11 protein-coding genes are annotated in these 17,261 nt (G+C 67.3%); 4 read left to right on the top strand and 7 right to left on the bottom strand.

Annotated features, from left to right (window positions below; all coding sequences use genetic code 11):
- Window positions 1-5: 5 nt before the first annotated feature.
- Together D892_RS0105155 and D892_RS0105150 are read right to left on the bottom strand one after the other, a co-directional pair.
- Entirely contained in the window at window positions 6-1,271 is a 1,266-nt protein-coding gene (locus tag D892_RS0105155) for an MFS transporter (RefSeq protein WP_024800216.1), read from the bottom strand.
- Window positions 1,264-2,025: a DeoR/GlpR family DNA-binding transcription regulator gene (locus D892_RS0105150; RefSeq protein ID WP_036568168.1), complete on the bottom strand. Its 762-nt coding sequence runs from the start codon at window positions 2,023-2,025 to the stop codon at window positions 1,264-1,266. Before D892_RS0105150 ends, D892_RS0105155 begins: the two co-directional genes overlap by 8 nt.
- A 165-nt stretch (window positions 2,026-2,190) precedes the next feature.
- Between D892_RS0105150 and D892_RS40450 the strand changes: the two genes are divergently transcribed.
- Window positions 2,191-3,111, top strand: a complete 921-nt coding sequence (locus D892_RS40450; protein ID WP_156959389.1) for an SDR family oxidoreductase — start codon at window positions 2,191-2,193, stop codon at window positions 3,109-3,111.
- Between the two features lie 58 nt (window positions 3,112-3,169).
- Entirely contained in the window at window positions 3,170-3,775 is a 606-nt protein-coding gene (gene purN / locus D892_RS0105140; protein WP_036566763.1) for a phosphoribosylglycinamide formyltransferase, read from the top strand.
- A 62-nt stretch (window positions 3,776-3,837) separates the two neighbouring features.
- On the opposite strand, the gene D892_RS0105135 is transcribed toward purN, so the two are convergent.
- Complete coding sequence (locus D892_RS0105135; RefSeq protein ID WP_024800213.1) at window positions 3,838-4,533, bottom strand: DUF2993 domain-containing protein; 696 nt, start codon at window positions 4,531-4,533, stop codon at window positions 3,838-3,840.
- A gap of 684 nt (window positions 4,534-5,217) precedes the next feature.
- On the opposite strand from D892_RS0105135, the gene D892_RS43455 reads away from it, so the two are divergent.
- Window positions 5,218-8,673, top strand: a complete 3,456-nt coding sequence (locus D892_RS43455; protein ID WP_198036834.1) for an NB-ARC domain-containing protein — start codon at window positions 5,218-5,220, stop codon at window positions 8,671-8,673.
- Between the two features lie 50 nt (window positions 8,674-8,723).
- Window positions 8,724-9,248 carry a GNAT family N-acetyltransferase gene (locus D892_RS0105125; protein ID WP_232235991.1) on the top strand — a complete coding sequence of 175 codons (525 nt, stop codon included), beginning with the start codon at window positions 8,724-8,726 and terminating at the stop codon, window positions 9,246-9,248.
- Here the strand turns inward: D892_RS0105125 and D892_RS0105120 are convergent.
- The 4 genes from D892_RS0105120 to D892_RS0105105 form a co-directional block, all read right to left on the bottom strand.
- Complete coding sequence (locus D892_RS0105120; RefSeq protein ID WP_024800210.1) at window positions 9,228-10,460, bottom strand: M20 family metallopeptidase; 1,233 nt, start codon at window positions 10,458-10,460, stop codon at window positions 9,228-9,230. The genes D892_RS0105125 and D892_RS0105120 overlap by 21 nt on opposite strands.
- Entirely contained in the window at window positions 10,457-11,050 is a 594-nt protein-coding gene (locus D892_RS0105115; protein ID WP_024800209.1) for a 2OG-Fe dioxygenase family protein, read from the bottom strand. Before D892_RS0105115 ends, D892_RS0105120 begins: the two co-directional genes overlap by 4 nt.
- A gap of 240 nt (window positions 11,051-11,290) precedes the next feature.
- The gene (helR, locus tag D892_RS0105110) at window positions 11,291-13,495 is read right to left on the bottom strand and encodes an RNA polymerase recycling motor ATPase HelR (protein WP_051498994.1); all 2,205 of its coding nucleotides are present in this window, start codon (window positions 13,493-13,495) and stop codon (window positions 11,291-11,293) included.
- 244 nt (window positions 13,496-13,739) lie between these two features.
- Window positions 13,740-17,165, bottom strand: coding sequence for a DNA-directed RNA polymerase subunit beta (locus D892_RS0105105; RefSeq protein WP_024800207.1), 3,426 nt, complete (start codon window positions 17,163-17,165; stop codon window positions 13,740-13,742).
- Between the last annotated feature and the right edge of the window lie 96 nt (window positions 17,166-17,261).

The following is a 17,261-nucleotide window of genomic DNA, read 5'->3' as shown; positions in this document are numbered from 1 at the left end:
CCGGCTCACCGAGGTGGCCAGGGTGCGTCACGAGGACGTCCGGTGCGAATCGGATCGCCCGAGGCGACCGCGAACGCCTTGCCGAAGCGTGTGGTCGTCGCGATCACCAGTGCCAGTAGGGGCAGTATCCACAGGGCTACCGTGAGGCCGGTGAGATCGGCCAGATGACCGATCAGCGGTGGCCCGGAAACGAATCCGCACCACCCCAGTGCCGCGACGGTCGCGACGATCGAGCCGGAATTGGACCGCGAGGGGCCGTGATCGGCGGCTCCGGCGGCGCTGAACGCGCTCGGGACGATCAGCGCCAATCCGATACCCATGCAAGCGAAGCCGATGAGCGCCGCGAGGAGATTTCGGGTCAGCAGTGCCGAACCCATGCCGAGGGCGAACACGATCGCGAGTATCGGCAGCAGCCGGTCGGTGCGAAACCGTCTCCCCAGCAGGGTGCCGCTCAGCCGCATGGCGACCATCGCCAGGGCGTACGTGGCGTAGCCGAGCCCGGCCGGGCCGGCGTCCGTGCCCAGCTCGTCGCGCAGGTAGGTCGCCGACCAGTCGGCGGCGGCACCTTCGCACAGCATCGACGCGAAGGCGATACCTCCCAATGTCACTACGACCGCCGAGAGGCCCGAACCACGGCCCCGGCGGCGGGATCCGGTTTCGGCAGTGCCGGCACCATCGGGGATCAGCGCTCGCGACAACACCTCGACGATCGCGATCGAGAGGACACCCATTGCCATGAGCTGCAGACCCGGATCGATACCGACCGCGACCGCACCGGCGCCGACCACGGCACCGAGGAAGCCGCCGATGCTCCACATTCCGTGTAGTCGAGCCATGATCGGTTGTCGAACGGCGCGCTCGATCGTGACGGCTTGGGTATTCATCGCGACATCGAGTGCGCCCTGGAACAACCCCCAGCACACGAGTGCGGCGAACAGCTGGACCGCAGTGCCGGCCAGACCGACACCGACGCCGCCCATGGCATAGCCGACCACGGTGATCCTGATCATCCGGCGGCTTCCGAGCCGGGGCAGCAGCCGGGTCGAGAGCACCATCGCGGTCACCGAACCGATCGGCGCGCCGAGCAAGGCCGTGCCCAGATCGCCGTCGCTGAGCGCGAGTTGGGACTTGACCTGTGGGATGTGCGCGGTCCAGGACGCGAACAACAGGGCGTGCGCCAGGAATGTCGCCGCGATCGAAAGCTGGGCTCGGGCACGCCGTTTCGATGATTGTGCGTCGAATATGCCAGGGTCAGTGGCGACTTCAGACACAGTGCACCTCGATGCCGTCGGCGCGTAGGGCTGCCACGGTATCCGGTGGTGCGTCGGTGTCGGTGACCACGACATCGATGGCGGACGTCTCGCACACCACCGCCATCGCCGTATGCGCGAACTTGCTCGAATCGATCATCGCGATCGTTCGCGTCGACACGGCCATCGCGGCGCGCTTCACGGCGGCGTCCTGTAGGTCGTAGGCCGTGACGCCGCGGCGCGGGCTCAGCCCGCAGCAGGTCAGCAGCATGGTGTCGAACCGCAGCCGCGACAGGTTCTCCTCGACCATCGGCCCCACCAGTGACGTCTCTCCGGGCCGGACCGTACCGCCGGGCAGCAGCAGGGACACTCGCGGAGCGGTGGCCAACACCGCGATCGTATTGACCGCCAGCGGCACGACGGTCAGCATGCGCGAGCCGAGGGCATGCGCGGCCGCCAAACCCGTTGTGCCACTGTCGAGGACAACCGACTCACCGTCGGTGATCAACCGCACCGCTGTCGCGGCGATCCGCCCTTTGGCCTCGGCCCTGTCCAGCTCCCGCATGGCGAACGGCATCTCCTCGCCCCGCAACATCGTGCTCACCGCCCCGCCCCGCACCCGTCGCAGCACACCGGCCTGCTCGAGTTCGCCCAGATCGCGGCGGATCGTGACCTCCGACGTGCCGAGTGACTGCGCCAGGTCCGCGACGGTAACCAGCTCCACTGCCTTCAGCGCCCGAACGATCTCCCCATGCCGATCCTCTGCCGTCCCCATGGGCATATCGTACATAAATGCCGATCATTCGAAAGCAATTTGCGATCGAAACCCAACCGGGTCCGCAGCCGGAGCCGGAGCCGTTGCGCTGCGCCGAGGTCTTGACAGGTCCGGGCGGAATTTTTTACTAGAGGGCGCTTTCGGGGCGTCGGTAGCTTCGGCGGAATGATCCTTCTTACCGCCGCTCCGCCCTCTCGGCAGCCGGGGGCCGTTCCGACCGTGCCGGTGGTCCGGCCCCTGGCCGCACAGTTGGTCGGTCGTGGCGAGCGGGTCCGTGTCCTGGTGCCGGAATCGGAGCGCGAAGGGTGGCCCGACGGCGTGAGCGTGCGGATCGGTTCGGTGGCCGATCCCGTGGCGTTCGGGGCCGCGGTGCCGGGGGCGAGCCGGGTGTTCCTCGCCGGACTCGTCGGTGCGCCCCTCGGCCCGCTGCGTGCGCTGACCAATGCCCTGATCTCCCACGATGTCGGCCGGGTTGTCGTGCTCGGTTCGCACGGATCCGATTTCGAGCAGGAGATCTCGGCGGAGACCTGGGCATGGTCCGCGTTCGAACGCAGTCTGGACACCCGCGGGATCGGTTGGGCGTACCTGCGGCCGACCGCCGTCATGGCCCATACGCGCGTCGGCGGGTATCCGATCTCCGGATCGGGCATGGTGGCGAGGATCGAGAACCGCGAGCCGGTGTACGAATACCTTCCGAACGCCCCCTACGCGTTCATCCACGAACGCGACCTCGCCGAGATCGCGGCACATACTCTGCTGGACAACGGATATCAGGGCACGATCGACGTCAGCGGCACCACCGTCAGCGCGGCCGAACGCCTCGCCACCCTCGCGGCGGTGCTCGGGACGGACGCGGTGATCGCCGAGATGACTGCCGCTCGGGCTACCGAACGGTGGCGGCGGGAACGGTGGCCCGAGGACACGATCGCCGTGATGCGGTACGCCCTGCCCGCATTCGCCGCCGATCGCGATAACCCCGCGCTGCGCGAACAGGAGAAACGTGCCGAAGCCCTGCTCGGCAGGGCTCCCCGCACCTTCCGCCAGTGGGCCGAGGAATTCGCTGCCGGGGCCGGCGATCCCGGATGACCCCGCGCTCGGACGACATCGTGCTCATCGGATGACGGACGTGTGCGACACTGCCGGGATGTCCGGAATTTCGGTTGCGGTTCTCGCCTCGCACAACGGGTCGAATCTACGGGCGCTGCACAGCGCTTCGCTCGATCCTGGCGCACGGTTCACGGTCGGTCTGGTCATCAGTAACAACAGTGGTTCCCCGGCATTGGCCTTCGCGCGTGAAGTGGGCATCCCGGCGCTGCACCTGTCCGGGCACACCCATCCGGAACCGGACGCACTGGATGAGGCGATGCGGAACGCCCTGTTCGAGCATGCCGTGGGCCTGGTCGTGGCGGCGGGCTATCTGAAGAAAATCGGGCCGCGGACCAGGTCCGAGTACGCCGCCAGGATCATCAACGTGCATCCCGCGCTGCTCCCCCGTCACGGGGGAAAAGGTATGTACGGCAAGGCCGTTCACGAAGCCGTACTGGCCGCGGGGGATACCGTCACCGGGCCGACGGTGCACATGGTCACCGATGACTACGACGCCGGGCCGATCCTCGGCCGGAGCGAGGTTCCGGTGCTGGCGGACGATACGGCCGAAACGCTCGCCGAGCGAGTGTCCGCCGCCGAACACGAGCTACTGCCCTCGGTCGTCCAGCAGATCGCGCATCTCTCGATGCCCACACCTCGATGAATTCCGGCCGCAGCGGGCGAGCGCCCGTCGGTGGGCGGGCGGATTCCACCTCCTGGGATGACTCACGGCAGGTTCGAGAAGCGCACGGCGTGAGCCACGGCGGTCACGCGTATGCCTTCCGGGCCGGGCTGGATGGCTGTCAGACGAGCGCCGAGCGGCAGCTGCTGCAACGGCACGGTGAAGGTGAGAGCCTGGCGCAGAAATGCCAGGGAAATCGTCGGCCCGCCCGCCGCGGCCTGGACCGAGACCGGAGTGACCAGCATGCCGTCGTCGCTCGGTACGACGGTGACGACGACCGTCGCGGGCACCGAGATTCCCTCCACCGAGAACGTCCCGGTGACGCGCAGCCCGTCCGGGCCGTCGGAGATCGACTCCACTGACGACGGCGCGAAGTCCCGCACGGTGTCGTAGGGAACCAGGGCTGTCGCTGTCGCCGTCTCCGCGACCAGGTTCGACGTGCGGCCGTGGAGCAGATCACCCAGCGGCGCCGATACATCGGTCAGCGCGACATCGAGGTTGTGGACGGAAATCTTCTGCCCGCTCCAGTCGCCGACACGGATATCGATGTCGTGATAGTTGCCGTCGACAGCCTGCGTCAGAAACGGGAAGCCGCCGATCTCGACGCGCGGTGGGTGCGCGAGGTCGTACTCGGCGGCGATCTTGCGGCCTATCGCATTCTGCGCCACCACGACGCCGACTCGGTCGCCGACGATCAGTGCGATCACCAGCACGACGATCAGTATCAGCAATGAACGCATGCGCTCACCCGCTCGGCCATCCCACCATCATGCTGCGATTCTCCGTGACCGTGGCGACGGCGCGGCGACGGCGTCACAGGTGCGGCCACACCGATTGCCGAGGGCGGACAGCCTCTCCTCGCAAGCGCGGACGGGAAATGCCGACCACTACTCGACAACCACGCAGGGGTAATCATTTCATTGCCAACTGTTGCGGAGCCTGGGCTGAATCCGGCGGTATCACTGTCATCCGCATGACACGAGTTATCGATACGACGGGCCGCATGGCAGTTCCATCGGCCGAGGGCGATGGCCGGGCTTTCGGCGGTGCCGCAGTAGCCACCGACCGATACTCGGTCCCTGGTTCCAGGTGTTTCAGCGGGAATGTCGACGGCTCGGACCCCGTAGCGAAGTCGAACTGTTGTCGGCTCGGGTGCTGGCCCGTATCTTTAAGTGCAACAACATCGTTCGGTCGGGGGTGGAGCCATGTGCGCTGACCGGTCCGCAGTGGGCTGGGCTCGAGGGCAGTGCGCCCGACCCTGGTTCATGAAGGAGATGGTGCCGCGCCGGAAGGTTCGCCGCCTGGCGCGCAGGTCGTGGATGCGGGGGATTCGGCGGCGGTGATCCCTTATCGTGCCGGAATACAACGACGGTGTGACGCGACGTTCGATGGCCGAGCGCGGCGGGCTCCATGATCGGAAGCGTATGAGCGGGCTCCGCCGGTCGTGGCGTACCCAACTGGGCTGGGGTCTTGTCGCGGCGGCGTTGGGTTCGATCTGCTTTGCGGTGCCGGTCTGGGCATTGATGGGTGGCAAGCTGAGCGATGTCGCCAGCTGGGCGAATGTCCTCGCATTGCCGGTCAGTGCGGTGGGTGTGCTCTTCGTGCTCGCCGATCGCAGTCGGGCGAGTCGGGAGGTGGCCGCGCGAGGGACGAACGACCGTCCCTGGATGGCACCGCCGCTGACCAGGATTGTAGAGCGACCGGACCTGGGTGGTCGGTTGATGGCGGCGCTGACCGGGGCGGGCAGACGGGATGTCGGGTTGACCACCGAACTGCACGGGGTGGGTGGATTCGGCAAGACTCAGCTGGCGACGTGGGCATGCCACCAGCGTGAGGTCGATCGCCGGTTCGCCGGCGGCCTGTTGTGGGTGACGATCGGCCAGGGTGTGACGAATGGCCCACTGGCGGAACGTATCAATAATCTGGTGTTCGCCCTGTCGGGACAGCGTCCGATGGTGTCCGATCCGGAGGCGGCGGGGTGGGAGTTGGGCCGGGAACTCGATCAGCGCAAACCGGTGCTGCTGGTGATCGATGACGTGTGGGAGGAGACGCAGCTCCGCCCGTTCAGGCTCGGTGGGCGAGCGTGCACCAGGCTGGTCACGACGAGGTCCCCTGGTTTGCTGGCACCGAGTGAGGAGCAGATACGCGTGGACGCCATGTCGGCCGACCAGGCGCGTGAACTGGTAACCGCCGGTGTGAGTGGGCTGTCGGCAGCGTCGGCGGATCGGCTCGCGGAACAGGCCGGCCGGTGGCCGGTGTTGCTGAACCTCGTCAGCGGGGCACTGCGGCGCCGGATCACCCAGGGGCAGCCGCCGGAGGAGGCGGCGGGCGATATCTGGCGGCAGATTTCCGCGGAAGGACCGACGACATTGGATCCGCTGCGACCCGCCGATCGTAGTCAGGCGGTCGCCGCCACGATCGAGGCGAGCTTGGTCCTGTTGAGCGACGCCGACCGGGATCGTTTCTTCGATTTGGCAATCTTTCCCGAAGATGTGCAGATACCAGCCGGTGTGCTGAAGCTGCTGTGGTCGGACGCCCGAGTCGATGCTGTCTGCGAGGAGTTGGTGGCTCTGGGTCTTGCGGTGGCATGGCACTGGCAACCCGCCGGACATCGACTGCTGTTGCACGACACGATCCGCGCGTATCTGCGTGCCCGCAGGAGCGCCGCGGCACGTTCGGAGACGCACCGGCGACTGGTCGACGCAGCCGCCGATCTGCTCCCCGGAGGCAGGGCGGCCGGGTGGTGGTCGTTGCCGCCCGATGAGGATTACCTGTGGCGGTATCTGCCGCTGCACCTGCGCGACGCGTTCCTGACCGAGGAGGTCACTGTGCTGGTGACCGACCTGCGATGGATCGAGGCGAAGACGCGGTTGTTCGGCTCGATGGCGTCCGCGGAAGCCGACGTGGACTACGCGGAGAACGCGCCGTCGCGGTTGTTCCGCCGGGCACTGCACGATGCTGGGCCTCTCCTGGGCCCGATCGATCCGCCGTCGGCGTTGGGGGCCACGTTGGCGAGCCGGCTGCACGGTATCCGGGAGTTGCAGCCGTTCGTCGCACGCTTCAAGACCGTGCAGCCTCGGCCTCTGCTGGAGCCGGTCTGGCCGGTTGCGGACCGACCGGATCCGAGGGCAGCGGCATCCGTGCCCGGACACACCGGTGGGGTGAACGACTGCGCGTTCAGCGCGGACGGACGGTTGCTCTCTTCGGCCAGTGAGGACGGGACGGTCCGGCTGTGGCGTGTTGCCGACAATGCCGAGGAGGCGGTGCTGAGGGGCCATTTCGGTGCTGTCCTCGGATGCGCGTTCTCTCCGGATGGCCGGTTGCTGGCGTCGGCGGGGGAGGACGGGACGGTCCGGTTGTGGGAGGTGGCTTCCGGTAGCGAGGGAAGTGTGCTGGTTGGCCACGGTGGTGCGGTCAGGGGTTGTGTGTTCTCTCCGGATGGCCGGTTGCTGGCGTCGGCGGGGGAGGACGGGACGGTCCGGTTGTGGGAGGTGGCTTCCGGTGACGAGGGAAGTGTGCTGGTTGGCCACGGTGGTGCGGTCAGGGGTTGTGTGTTCTCTCCGGATGGCCGGTTGCTGGCGTCGGCGGGGGAGGACGGGACCGTTCGGTTGTGGGAGGTGGCCGCCGGCACTCAGCGGCGCGAGCTGGCCGGTCCGGGCAGCGAGATCCGAGAGGTCGTCTTCTGTCCCGAAGGACGGCTGCTCGCCTCGGTCGATGAGGATGGGACCGTCCAGCTGTGGCAGATCGCCGACGGAACGGGCACAACCGTGCCGACACCGGCAACAGACAAGGTGCTCACCTGCGACTTCTCACCTGACGGCACCACCCTCGCCATGGCGGGGTACGGCACGGTGCGGCTGTGGGGAGTGTCCGGTGGCGGCGAGCGCGCGGTGTTCACCGGTCATGGCAGCGCGATCTGGGCATGTGCGTTCTCTCCGGATGGTTCCGTGCTCGCGACCGCGAGCATGGACCAGTCGGTCCGGTTGTGGAGTATTGCCGACGGAACCGAGCAGGCCGTTCTGGCCGGTCCGGTGAACCGCATGGACGGATGCGCGTTCGCCCCGGACGGCAGCCGCCTGGCCACGGTGGCCGTGGATGGCACGGCGACCCTCTGGGAGGTGCCGGGAGGCGCGGCATCGATGGTGTTGCGCGGCCACGCGAGCAAGTTGAGTGCCTGCGCGTTCTCCCCGGACGGCACGTTGCTGGCCACGGCTGGAAACGACTGCTCCGCCCGGCTGTGGCGGCTGAGTGACGGTACCGAACAGACCGAGGTCACCGGCCACAGTGACTGGGTACGCGGTTGCGCGTTCTCTCCGGACGGGACCATGCTGGCCACGGCGAGCGCCGACGGGACGGTGTGCCTGTGGCGGGTGGCCGACGGGAGCCGGATGGTGGTGTTCACCGGTCACCATGGTCGCGTCTATACGTGCGCATTCTCGCCGGACGGCGCATTGCTGGCCAGCGCCGGCACCGACCGCACGATACGGCTGTGGTCGGTTCCCGACGGTAAGGCGTCGGCGGTGCTGACCGGTCACACCGACCTGATCAACAGATGCACGTTCTCCCCGGACGGCACCCTGTTGGCGACCGCCGGCGACGACCGAACGATCCGCCTGTGGCAGCTTCCCGACGGCCGTGAACACACTGTGCTGCGCGCGCATACCGGTTGGGTCGACGACTGCGCGTTCTCGCCGGACGGCTCGGTGCTCGCCACGGCCGGAGGCGATGCGACCGTGCGTATTTGGCGGGTATCGGACGGGCGGAGCGTGTGTGCGCTGCGGTTCGGCGCACCTGTCACCGGGGTAGCATGGCATCCGGCCGGCGAGCAGCTCGGTGTGGCAACCGGGGCCGGAGCGAATCTGCTGACCTACAGGGCATGACCGGCGATATCGCTCGAGAGATCCTGTCGATACGGAAGGTGGTGCGGGGCTTGAGTGATGATCTCCGGATAAAGATCATCGATGACCCGTTCGACGATCCCGACGCCGGCATGGTGCTGCGGCGTGTGGACACCGAGAACGCGGCAACCTACGGGGCGGCCGATCAGGAACCGGTCGGCAAGAGCGATTTCACCCGCCCTGCCGGGCTGTTTCTGCTCGGTTACGACCCCGATGGCAGTCCTGTCGCCTCCGGTGCGTACCGGCTACGCACCGACACTCGGCCGGGTGGGGTGGACGCCGAGATCAAACGCATGTATGTCGAACCCGACCTGCGCGGCCGGGGGTACGGCAAGAGAATCCTCGCCGAACTCGAGCGGGCGGCGGCCGATGCGGGTGCGACCAGGGCCATCCTCGAGACGGGAACCCGAAGCGTCGCGGCCTTCGCCCTGTATCAGCGCGAGGGCTATGAACTCATCCCGCTGTTCTCCGACGCCTACGCGGACTCTTCGACGAACCGTGCCCTCGGAAAGTTCCTCGACACCGCCGACAATGCGTCAGGCGCAGCGGGCGAGTGAAACGGCGGCCAGAGTCCGGGCGCAGGCCACCATCTCGCTGACCAGAACATGCCGTTCGGTGTCCTGTTGCTCGCCGCGCGGCCCGAACAGGCAGCATTCGATGCCGGCTCGGCTCAGGTGCGTGGTGTCGTTGCCGCAGTAGGAGTACGGCAACGCGATCCCGGTCTCGGTCACCCGGTAATCCGATACCCGGTGCAGGAACGACGTCACGTCGCGCACGATCGGACTGGCGTCGGTCACGTCCATCGGTGGCATGTCGACACCGCCGACGCGAAAGGCGGGGTCGGGCGGATGGTCCACCGAGATCTCCGCCTCCGGATAGGTCTCGCGTGCTTGGTCGACGAATCGGCCGATCGCGGCGCTGACATCCGTCGGCTCGAACGGCGGCGGGTAGCGCAGGTCGATGATCGCCGTGGCCTTGTCCGCGCAATAGCTCACGCCGGACAGGTCATGCTCTTCGCCGCGGCCCGCGATCAGGCTGGCGGTCTGCAACCTGGGCAGTGTCGGAAAATCCTTGTTGGTCAGGCCGAGTGACTCGGTGTCGAGGACGTCGAGCAGCCGGCGCAGCACGGTGACCGCGTCCACCCCTTCCTGCCAGCGGCTGGTATGCGCGGTGGTGCCGCGGACCACCAGCGCGAATTTCTGCACCCCCGCCGTGCGGGTAATCACCCGGCTGACGGAATACGGCTCCGGGACGATCGCGGCGTCGGCCGTCAGGCCTTCCTGCAGGGCAAACTTCGTCCCCTTGCCTCCCTGCAACTCACCGGCGACGAACTCGAGCAGCAGGGGGCGTCGCAGAGATATACCGCTTCGTTGCACCGCGAGCGCAGCGCCGATGATCGCGGCGACACCACTCTTCATGTTGTGCAGCCCGGCCCCGAACAGACGGTCGCCGTCTCGGCGGGCGGTATACGGGTCATCGGGCCAGGCGCGGCCCAGCGGGTCCATGTCCAGGTGCCCGTTCAGCAGCAACGCCGCCGTGCCGGTATCCGGTCCGAGCCGCCCGATCGTCTGGAACCGGCCGGGCTCCACCTCCTGGAGGTAGGAGGCGAATCCGTGCTGCGACAACAGGTTGTCGACATGGTTCGCCAGCGCCGTCTCGTCGCCGGTGAACGACGGGATCGCGGTGAGGCCGGTGGCTATGTCTACGACCTCGTCGTCGGGCAGCAGCGTGTCCAGGCTGCCGAGGAATGTTTCGAGACTGTCTTTCACGGTCGCACTCCGATCAGTAGCGCATCTCGATACCCGGGCGATCGGGAATCGGCTGCGGCGATGTCGTTCGTGTAGTGCAGCACCCGCGCGTCGTCGAAGATCAGCGAGTCGAATGGTTCGCTCAGGTCGACGCTGTGCAACCGAACCCGGTCGTTGTCGAAGACACTCGTGGTGCCGCCGGTGATATTGGTGCGGCGGATCAGGTGGATCGACCCGGCGATGAGGCCATCGCGATGGATGCCTTCCGGTGCAACCTTGCCGGGTGCGACGATCCGGACATAGTGGACGTCGATGGTGAGTGGTCCTCGATCCTGGGGCAGTACATCTCCCTGCAGAAGGGTGTTGGCCACGGTGCCGATCACATCGGTGACGATGCCTACTGCCGGATGATCCGGGGGAATGGTCCGGAAGCTGCGCTCCATCCCACCGAACACTCGGTTCACCGCACGGGATTGTACATAGGGCGGTGGCGGATCGACCGGTACGAACGTCGACTCGGCGATATCGGCTCGGAAGCACTGATAGGCACGGTGCCGGTAGTTCTGCGCGGCCGGAAGCCACGCATCGACGGCCAGCTCCGTATCGAACATCCCACCTAGCATCCGAAGGCCGGCTTCGGTCATGCCGAAATCGCCTACGGTCCGAATCGTGAACCCCGCCGTGCGGAGATGCCGGGGATCGCGGACGCCAACCGCAGCAGGATCCATAGAAGCGAAGTATAGCCGCCCGCACGTTCGGAACCGAGCTGTGTTCACCGAAACCTGCGGTAGCACAACATGATAGGCCGCGCACGGGAGATGCCGACCACCACTCGACAACGACGCGAGTCGCTACGCCGGCCGATTCGCGGCCGGTGCCCCGGACTCGGCGAGACCGGTCAGGGCGTGGGGTAAGGGGCCGCGGTGCAGGACTCCCAGGCGCTGGGTGGCGCGGGTGAGGGCGACGTAGAGTTCGGCCGCGCCGCGCGGGCCGTCGGCGAGGATCCGTTCCGGCTCCACGACCAGGACCGCGTCGAACTCCAGGCCCTTGGTCTCCGATGCCGTCACGGTTCCCGGTACGCCCGGCGGGCCGATCACGACGCTGGTACCCTCGCGGCCGGCTTCGTCCCGGACGAATTCCTCTATGGCGGTGGGTAATTCGCCCTCGGTGACCGGCCGGGACCAGGGCACGACACCGCAGGAGCGGACCGACTCCGGCGCCCGGACATCGGGCGCGAACTCCGCGAGCACCGCGCCCGCGACATCCATGATCTCCGCCGGGGTGCGGTAGTTCACCGTCAGCGACCGGTAGACCCAGCGCCCGGGCACGTACGGCTCCAGCATCGCGGCCCACGATGTCGCTCCGGCCACCGACCGACGCTGGGCGAGATCGCCGACCACCGTGAAGGATCGGCCCGGGCAGCGCCGCATCAGCACCCGCCAGTCCATCTCGGACAGCTCCTGCGCCTCGTCCACCACGACGTGCCGATAGGTCCAATCCCGGTCCGCCGCAGCGCGTTCGGCGAGCTCGCGGGTGTCCCGCTCGACGAAGCGGTCCGCCAGGTCCGCGGCGTCGAGCAGGTCGTGGGCGAACAGGTGGTCCTCGTCGTCCATCATGTCGGCGCGGTCGACCATGATGTCCAGCACGCCGGCGGCATAGGCGGCCTCGGCCTTCCGTTCCCGTTCGGTGTCCTCGTCGGCCGACTTGTCCCGGCCCAGCAGATCGACGAGTTCATCGAGCAGCGGCACGTCCGACACCGTCCAGGCGTCGCCGTCGGCGCGGTACAGCGACTCGTCGGCACCGGCCGCCCGCAGCCGCTCGCGCGACGAATACAGCGGCGCCAGCAGGGTTTCCGGCGTCAGGATCGGCCAGAGTTCGTCGAGCGCGGCGGTGAACTGCTCGTTGGTCGCGAGCTCCGCGAGCAGGTCGGCCCGCAGATCCTCCCAGGCCCCGCGATCGTCGCGGGTCAGCCAGCCCCGGCCGATCCGGGCGATTGCCCGTTCGGTGAGCGCATAGGTGAGGATCTCGCGGAACACCGGGCGGGCCTCGTTGTGCGGCAGCCCGCTCGACCGCGCCTCGTCCCTGGCCCACTCCGCGGTCTCGGCATCGATGCGCCCCGTGACGTCCGCCAGTTCGATCGGCAGCGGCTGTTCCGGCACCCGCTGCCGGTCGGCGATCGCCGCCGCGAGCACGTCCAGGATTCGCAGCGAACCCTTGTGCCGCGCGGCCTCCGGGGTGTCCTCGGCGGTGACGTGCAGGCCGGGTACGAGATCGCCGGGCGTCATGAACACCACGTTGGTCTCGCCCAGCGACGGCAGCACGCGGCCGATGTGGTTCAGGAACGCCGGGTTGGGCCCGACCACGAGCACACCGTTCCGTTCCATCCGCTCCCGCTGGGTGTAGAGCAGATACGCGACGCGGTGCAGCGCCACAACGGTTTTCCCGGTGCCCGGACCACCCTCGATCACCAGCACCCCGGGATGCTCGAGCCGGATGATCTCGTCCTGTTCGGCCTGGATCGTCGCCACGATGTCGCGCATCCCCGTGCCGCGTGGCGCGTTGACCGCCGCGAGCAGGGCCGCGTCACCGTGTTCGCCGGTACCGGGGCGGCCGAGGACCTCGTCGGTGAAATCGACGATTCGCCTTCCGCGGGTGTGGAATTGGCGGCGCCGGCGCATGTTCTCGGGGGTCGCGGCGGTGGCAACGTAGAACGCGCGCGCCGCCGGTGCCCGCCAGTCGAGCAGCAGCGGTTCGTACTCGTTCTCCTCGTCGAACAGGCCGATCCGGCCGATATAGGAGCGTTCGCCGGATACGGTGTCCAACCGGCCGAAACACAGTCCGTTGTCGGCGACGTCGAGCCGCTTCCTCTCCTTGGCCAAGGCTCGCACCTCGGCGTCCCGGTCGACGAGCGACCCGCCGTCGCCCCGCAGCGCCGCGCTGTAGCGGCCCTTCACCCGCGCGCGCTCGGCGTCGAGGCGCGCGTACAGTCCGTCCACATAGCTTTGTTCGGAACGTAATTCGTCGTCGTGTTCCTGAGTCGGCACATGCCCTCCCATCTTCCGGGCCCGTGATCCCTGGTGATTCATCTCGCCGAGGCCGCCTCGCCCGCGCCCCGTCATCCCGCCTCGCCCGCGCCCCGTCATCCCGCCTCGCCCTCGCCTCGTCATCGATCCCGGCGTGCTTCCCCCGTCATTGATCCCGGCGTGCCTCTGCCGTCATTGATCCCGGCCAAGAAGCGCGCCGGGATGACGGGGTGTCGGGGGATGACGGGAAAGCACGCCGGGCCGGCCTCCGGACGGGTTACTGCGCCAGGTCGTCCACTGTCGGAGCTTCGTTGCGGGACAGCGTGATTCCGAGATTTGCCGCCGCGCGGTCGACCTCGTCGTCGCTCTGCTGCAGTTGGATGGCGGATCCGGCGGACAGCACCTCGACGTTGAGGCACAGCGACTGGAGCTCCTTGAGCAGCACCTTGAACGATTCGGGGATGCCCGGTTCGGGGATGTTCTCGCCCTTGACGATGGCCTCGTACACCTTGACGCGGCCGACCACGTCGTCGGATTTGATGGTGAGCAGTTCCTGCAGGGTGTAGGCGGCGCCGTAGGCCTGCATGGCCCAGCACTCCATCTCGCCGAATCGCTGGCCACCGAACTGTGCCTTACCGCCGAGCGGCTGCTGGGTGATCATCGAGTACGGGCCGGTCGAGCGGGCGTGGATCTTGTCGTCGACCAGGTGGTGCAGCTTGAGGATGTACATGTAGCCGACCGCCACCGGGTAGGGGAACGGCTCACCCGAACGACCGTCGAACAGCGTCGCCTTACCATCCGGTCCGACCAGGACCTCGCCGTCGCGGTTGGGCAGCGTCGACCCCAGCAGCCCCGTGAGCTCCTCCTCGCGCGCGCCGTCGAAGACGGGCGCGGCGAGATTCGTGTCCGGGGCGACGGCCGACAGCTCCTCGGGCAGCCGCTGCGCCCAGTCCGGCCGGGAACCGTTGGTGCCCTCGATCTTCCAGCCGCTCTTGGCGATCCAGCCCAGATGCGTCTCCAGGATCTGACCGATATTCATCCGACGCGGCACACCATGGGTATTCAAGATGATATCGATCGGCGTGCCATCCGGCATGAACGGCATATCCTCCGTCGGCAGGATCTTCCCGATCACACCCTTGTTCCCGTGCCGGCCCGCGAGCTTGTCACCATCCTGAATCTTCCGCTTCTGCGCCACATACACCCGCACCAGCTCGTTCACACCCGGCGGCAGATCATCATCGTCATCACGGGAGAACACCCGGATCCCGATCACCTTGCCCGACTCACCGTGCGGCACCTTCAACGACGTATCCCGCACCTCGCGGGCCTTCTCCCCGAAGATCGCCCGCAACAACCGCTCCTCCGGCGTCAGCTCGGTCTCCCCCTTCGGAGTCACCTTCCCGACCAGGATGTCACCATCACGCACCTCGGCACCGATCCGCACGATGCCCCGCTCATCCAGATCCGCCAGAACCTCATCCGACACATTCGGGATATCACGGGTGATCTCCTCGGCACCCAGCTTCGTATCCCGCGCATCGATCTCGTGCTCCTCGATATGAATCGAGGTCAGCACATCCTCCTCCACCAGACGCTGCGACAGGATGATCGCGTCCTCGTAGTTGTGCCCCTCCCACGGCATCACCGCCACCAGAAGATTCTTCCCCAGAGCCATCTCACCGTTATCGGTACACGGCCCATCCGCCAGCACCTGACCGTGCTCGACCCGCTGCCCCTCGTCCACGATCGGCCGCTGATTCGCACACGTCCCCTGATTCGACCGCGCGAACTTCCGCATCCGATAACTACGCCGGGTGCCGTCATCGTGCATCACCGTGATGTAGTCGGCCGAAACCTCCTCCACCACACCGGGCTTCTCGTTCAGCACGACATCGCCGGCGTCGGCGGCGGCGCGCACCTCCATACCCGTGCCCACCAGCGGCGACTCCGACCGGATCAGCGGCACCGCCTGCTTCTGCATGTTGGCGCCCATCAGGGCGCGGTTGGCGTCGTCGTGCTCGAGGAACGGAATCATCGCCGTCGCCACCGACACCATCTGCCGCGGCGACACATCCATGTAATCGGCCACGGCGGGATCGACCAGTTCGAACTCGGAATCCTTGCGGCGGACCGCTATTCGCGCGTTGGCGAAGCGTCCCGCGGCATCGAGCGGTTCGTTCGCCTGCGCCAGAACGTATCGGTCCTCCTGGTCGGCGGTCAGGTAGTGGACCTCGTCGGTCACCCTGCCGTCGACCACCTTGCGGTACGGCGTCTCGATGAAGCCGAACGGGTTGACCCGCGCGTACACCGACAGATAACCGATCAGGCCGATATTCGGACCCTCGGGTGTCTCGATCGGGCACATCCGGCCGTAATGGCTGTAGTGCACGTCGCGGACCTCGAGGCCGGCACGCTCGCGGGACAGGCCGCCCGGGCCCAGCGCCGACAGGCGGCGTTTCTGGGTGAGGCTCGCGAGCGGGTTCCGATCGTCCAGGAACTGCGACGACTGCGAGGTCCCGAAGAACTCCCGCAGTCCCGCGACCACGGGCCGGATATTCATCAGCGACTGCGGCGTCATCGCCTCGACGTCCTGGGTCGTCATGCGCTCGCGCACAACGCGTTCCATCCGCGAGAGGCCGACCCGGAACTGGTTCTGGATCAGCTCGCCGACCGTGCGCAGCCGGCGATTACCGAAGTGGTCGATATCGTCGACGTGCACCGGAACCTCGACACCGCCGGGCGCCGTCATCGCCGCATCACCCGCGTGCAGGTGCAGCAGATATTCGATGATCGCGACGATATCGTCCTCGGTGAGCACCGGCGCCCCGACGACCTCGCCGGCGTTCAGGCCGAGCTTCTTGTTCACCTTGTAGCGGCCCACGCGCGCCAGGTCGTAGCGCTTCTCCTTGAAGAACAGGTTCTCCAGCAGGGTCTGCGCCGACTCCTTCGTCGGCGGCTCACCCGGGCGCAGCTTGCGGTAGATGTCGAGCAGCGCGTCATCGGTGCCCGGCGTGCTGTCCTTCTCCAGGGAGGTCTTCATGATCTCGGAGAAAGCGAACCGCTCGGCGATCTGTTCACTACTCCAGCCGAGGGCCTTGAGCAGGACCGTCACGGGCTGGCGGCGCTTGCGGTCGATGCGCACACCCACCGTGTCGCGCTTGTCGACATCGAACTCCAGCCACGCACCACGGCTCGGAATCACCCGGACACTGTGCAGCAGCTTCTCGGTGCCCTTATCGATCGACTCGTCGAAATACACACCCGGCGAACGCACCAGCTGCGACACCACCACACGCTCGGTGCCGTTGATGATGAACGTCCCCTTATCGGTCATCATCGGGAAATCACCCATGAAGACCGTCTGCGACTTGATCTCACCGGTGTTGTTGTTGATGAACTCCGCGGTGACGAACAACGGCGCCGCGTAGGTCATGTCCTTGTCCTTGCACTCCTCGACGGACGCCTTCACCTCCTCGAAACGCGGTTCGGACAGCGACAGCGACATCGTCGCGGCGAAGTCCTCGATCGGACTGATCTCGTCGAGCACCTCCGCCAAGCCGCCGCCGGCTCCGATCAGCCATTCGAACGACTCCTTCTGGATATCCAGCAACCCCGGAACCTCCAGTGGCTCACGAAGTTTGGCGAACGAGACGCGTTTCGGTGTCTGACTCGAGACTGCCAAGATGGGTCCTTCCAGCACGTCGCGCCGCCCGCGTGAGCGCGGTCGTCACGGCATCTGCTTGTCCTGTGGGCTGTATGTCACCTTGTGCACCGTGCCGGACGCCGCCCGAACATG

It is taken from the genome of Nocardia sp. BMG51109, assembly GCF_000526215.1.
Lineage (GTDB): Bacteria > Actinomycetota > Actinomycetes > Mycobacteriales > Mycobacteriaceae > Nocardia.
The sequence above is the reverse complement of the archived record's forward strand: the minus strand, read 5'-3'. Positions and strand labels throughout refer to the sequence as shown.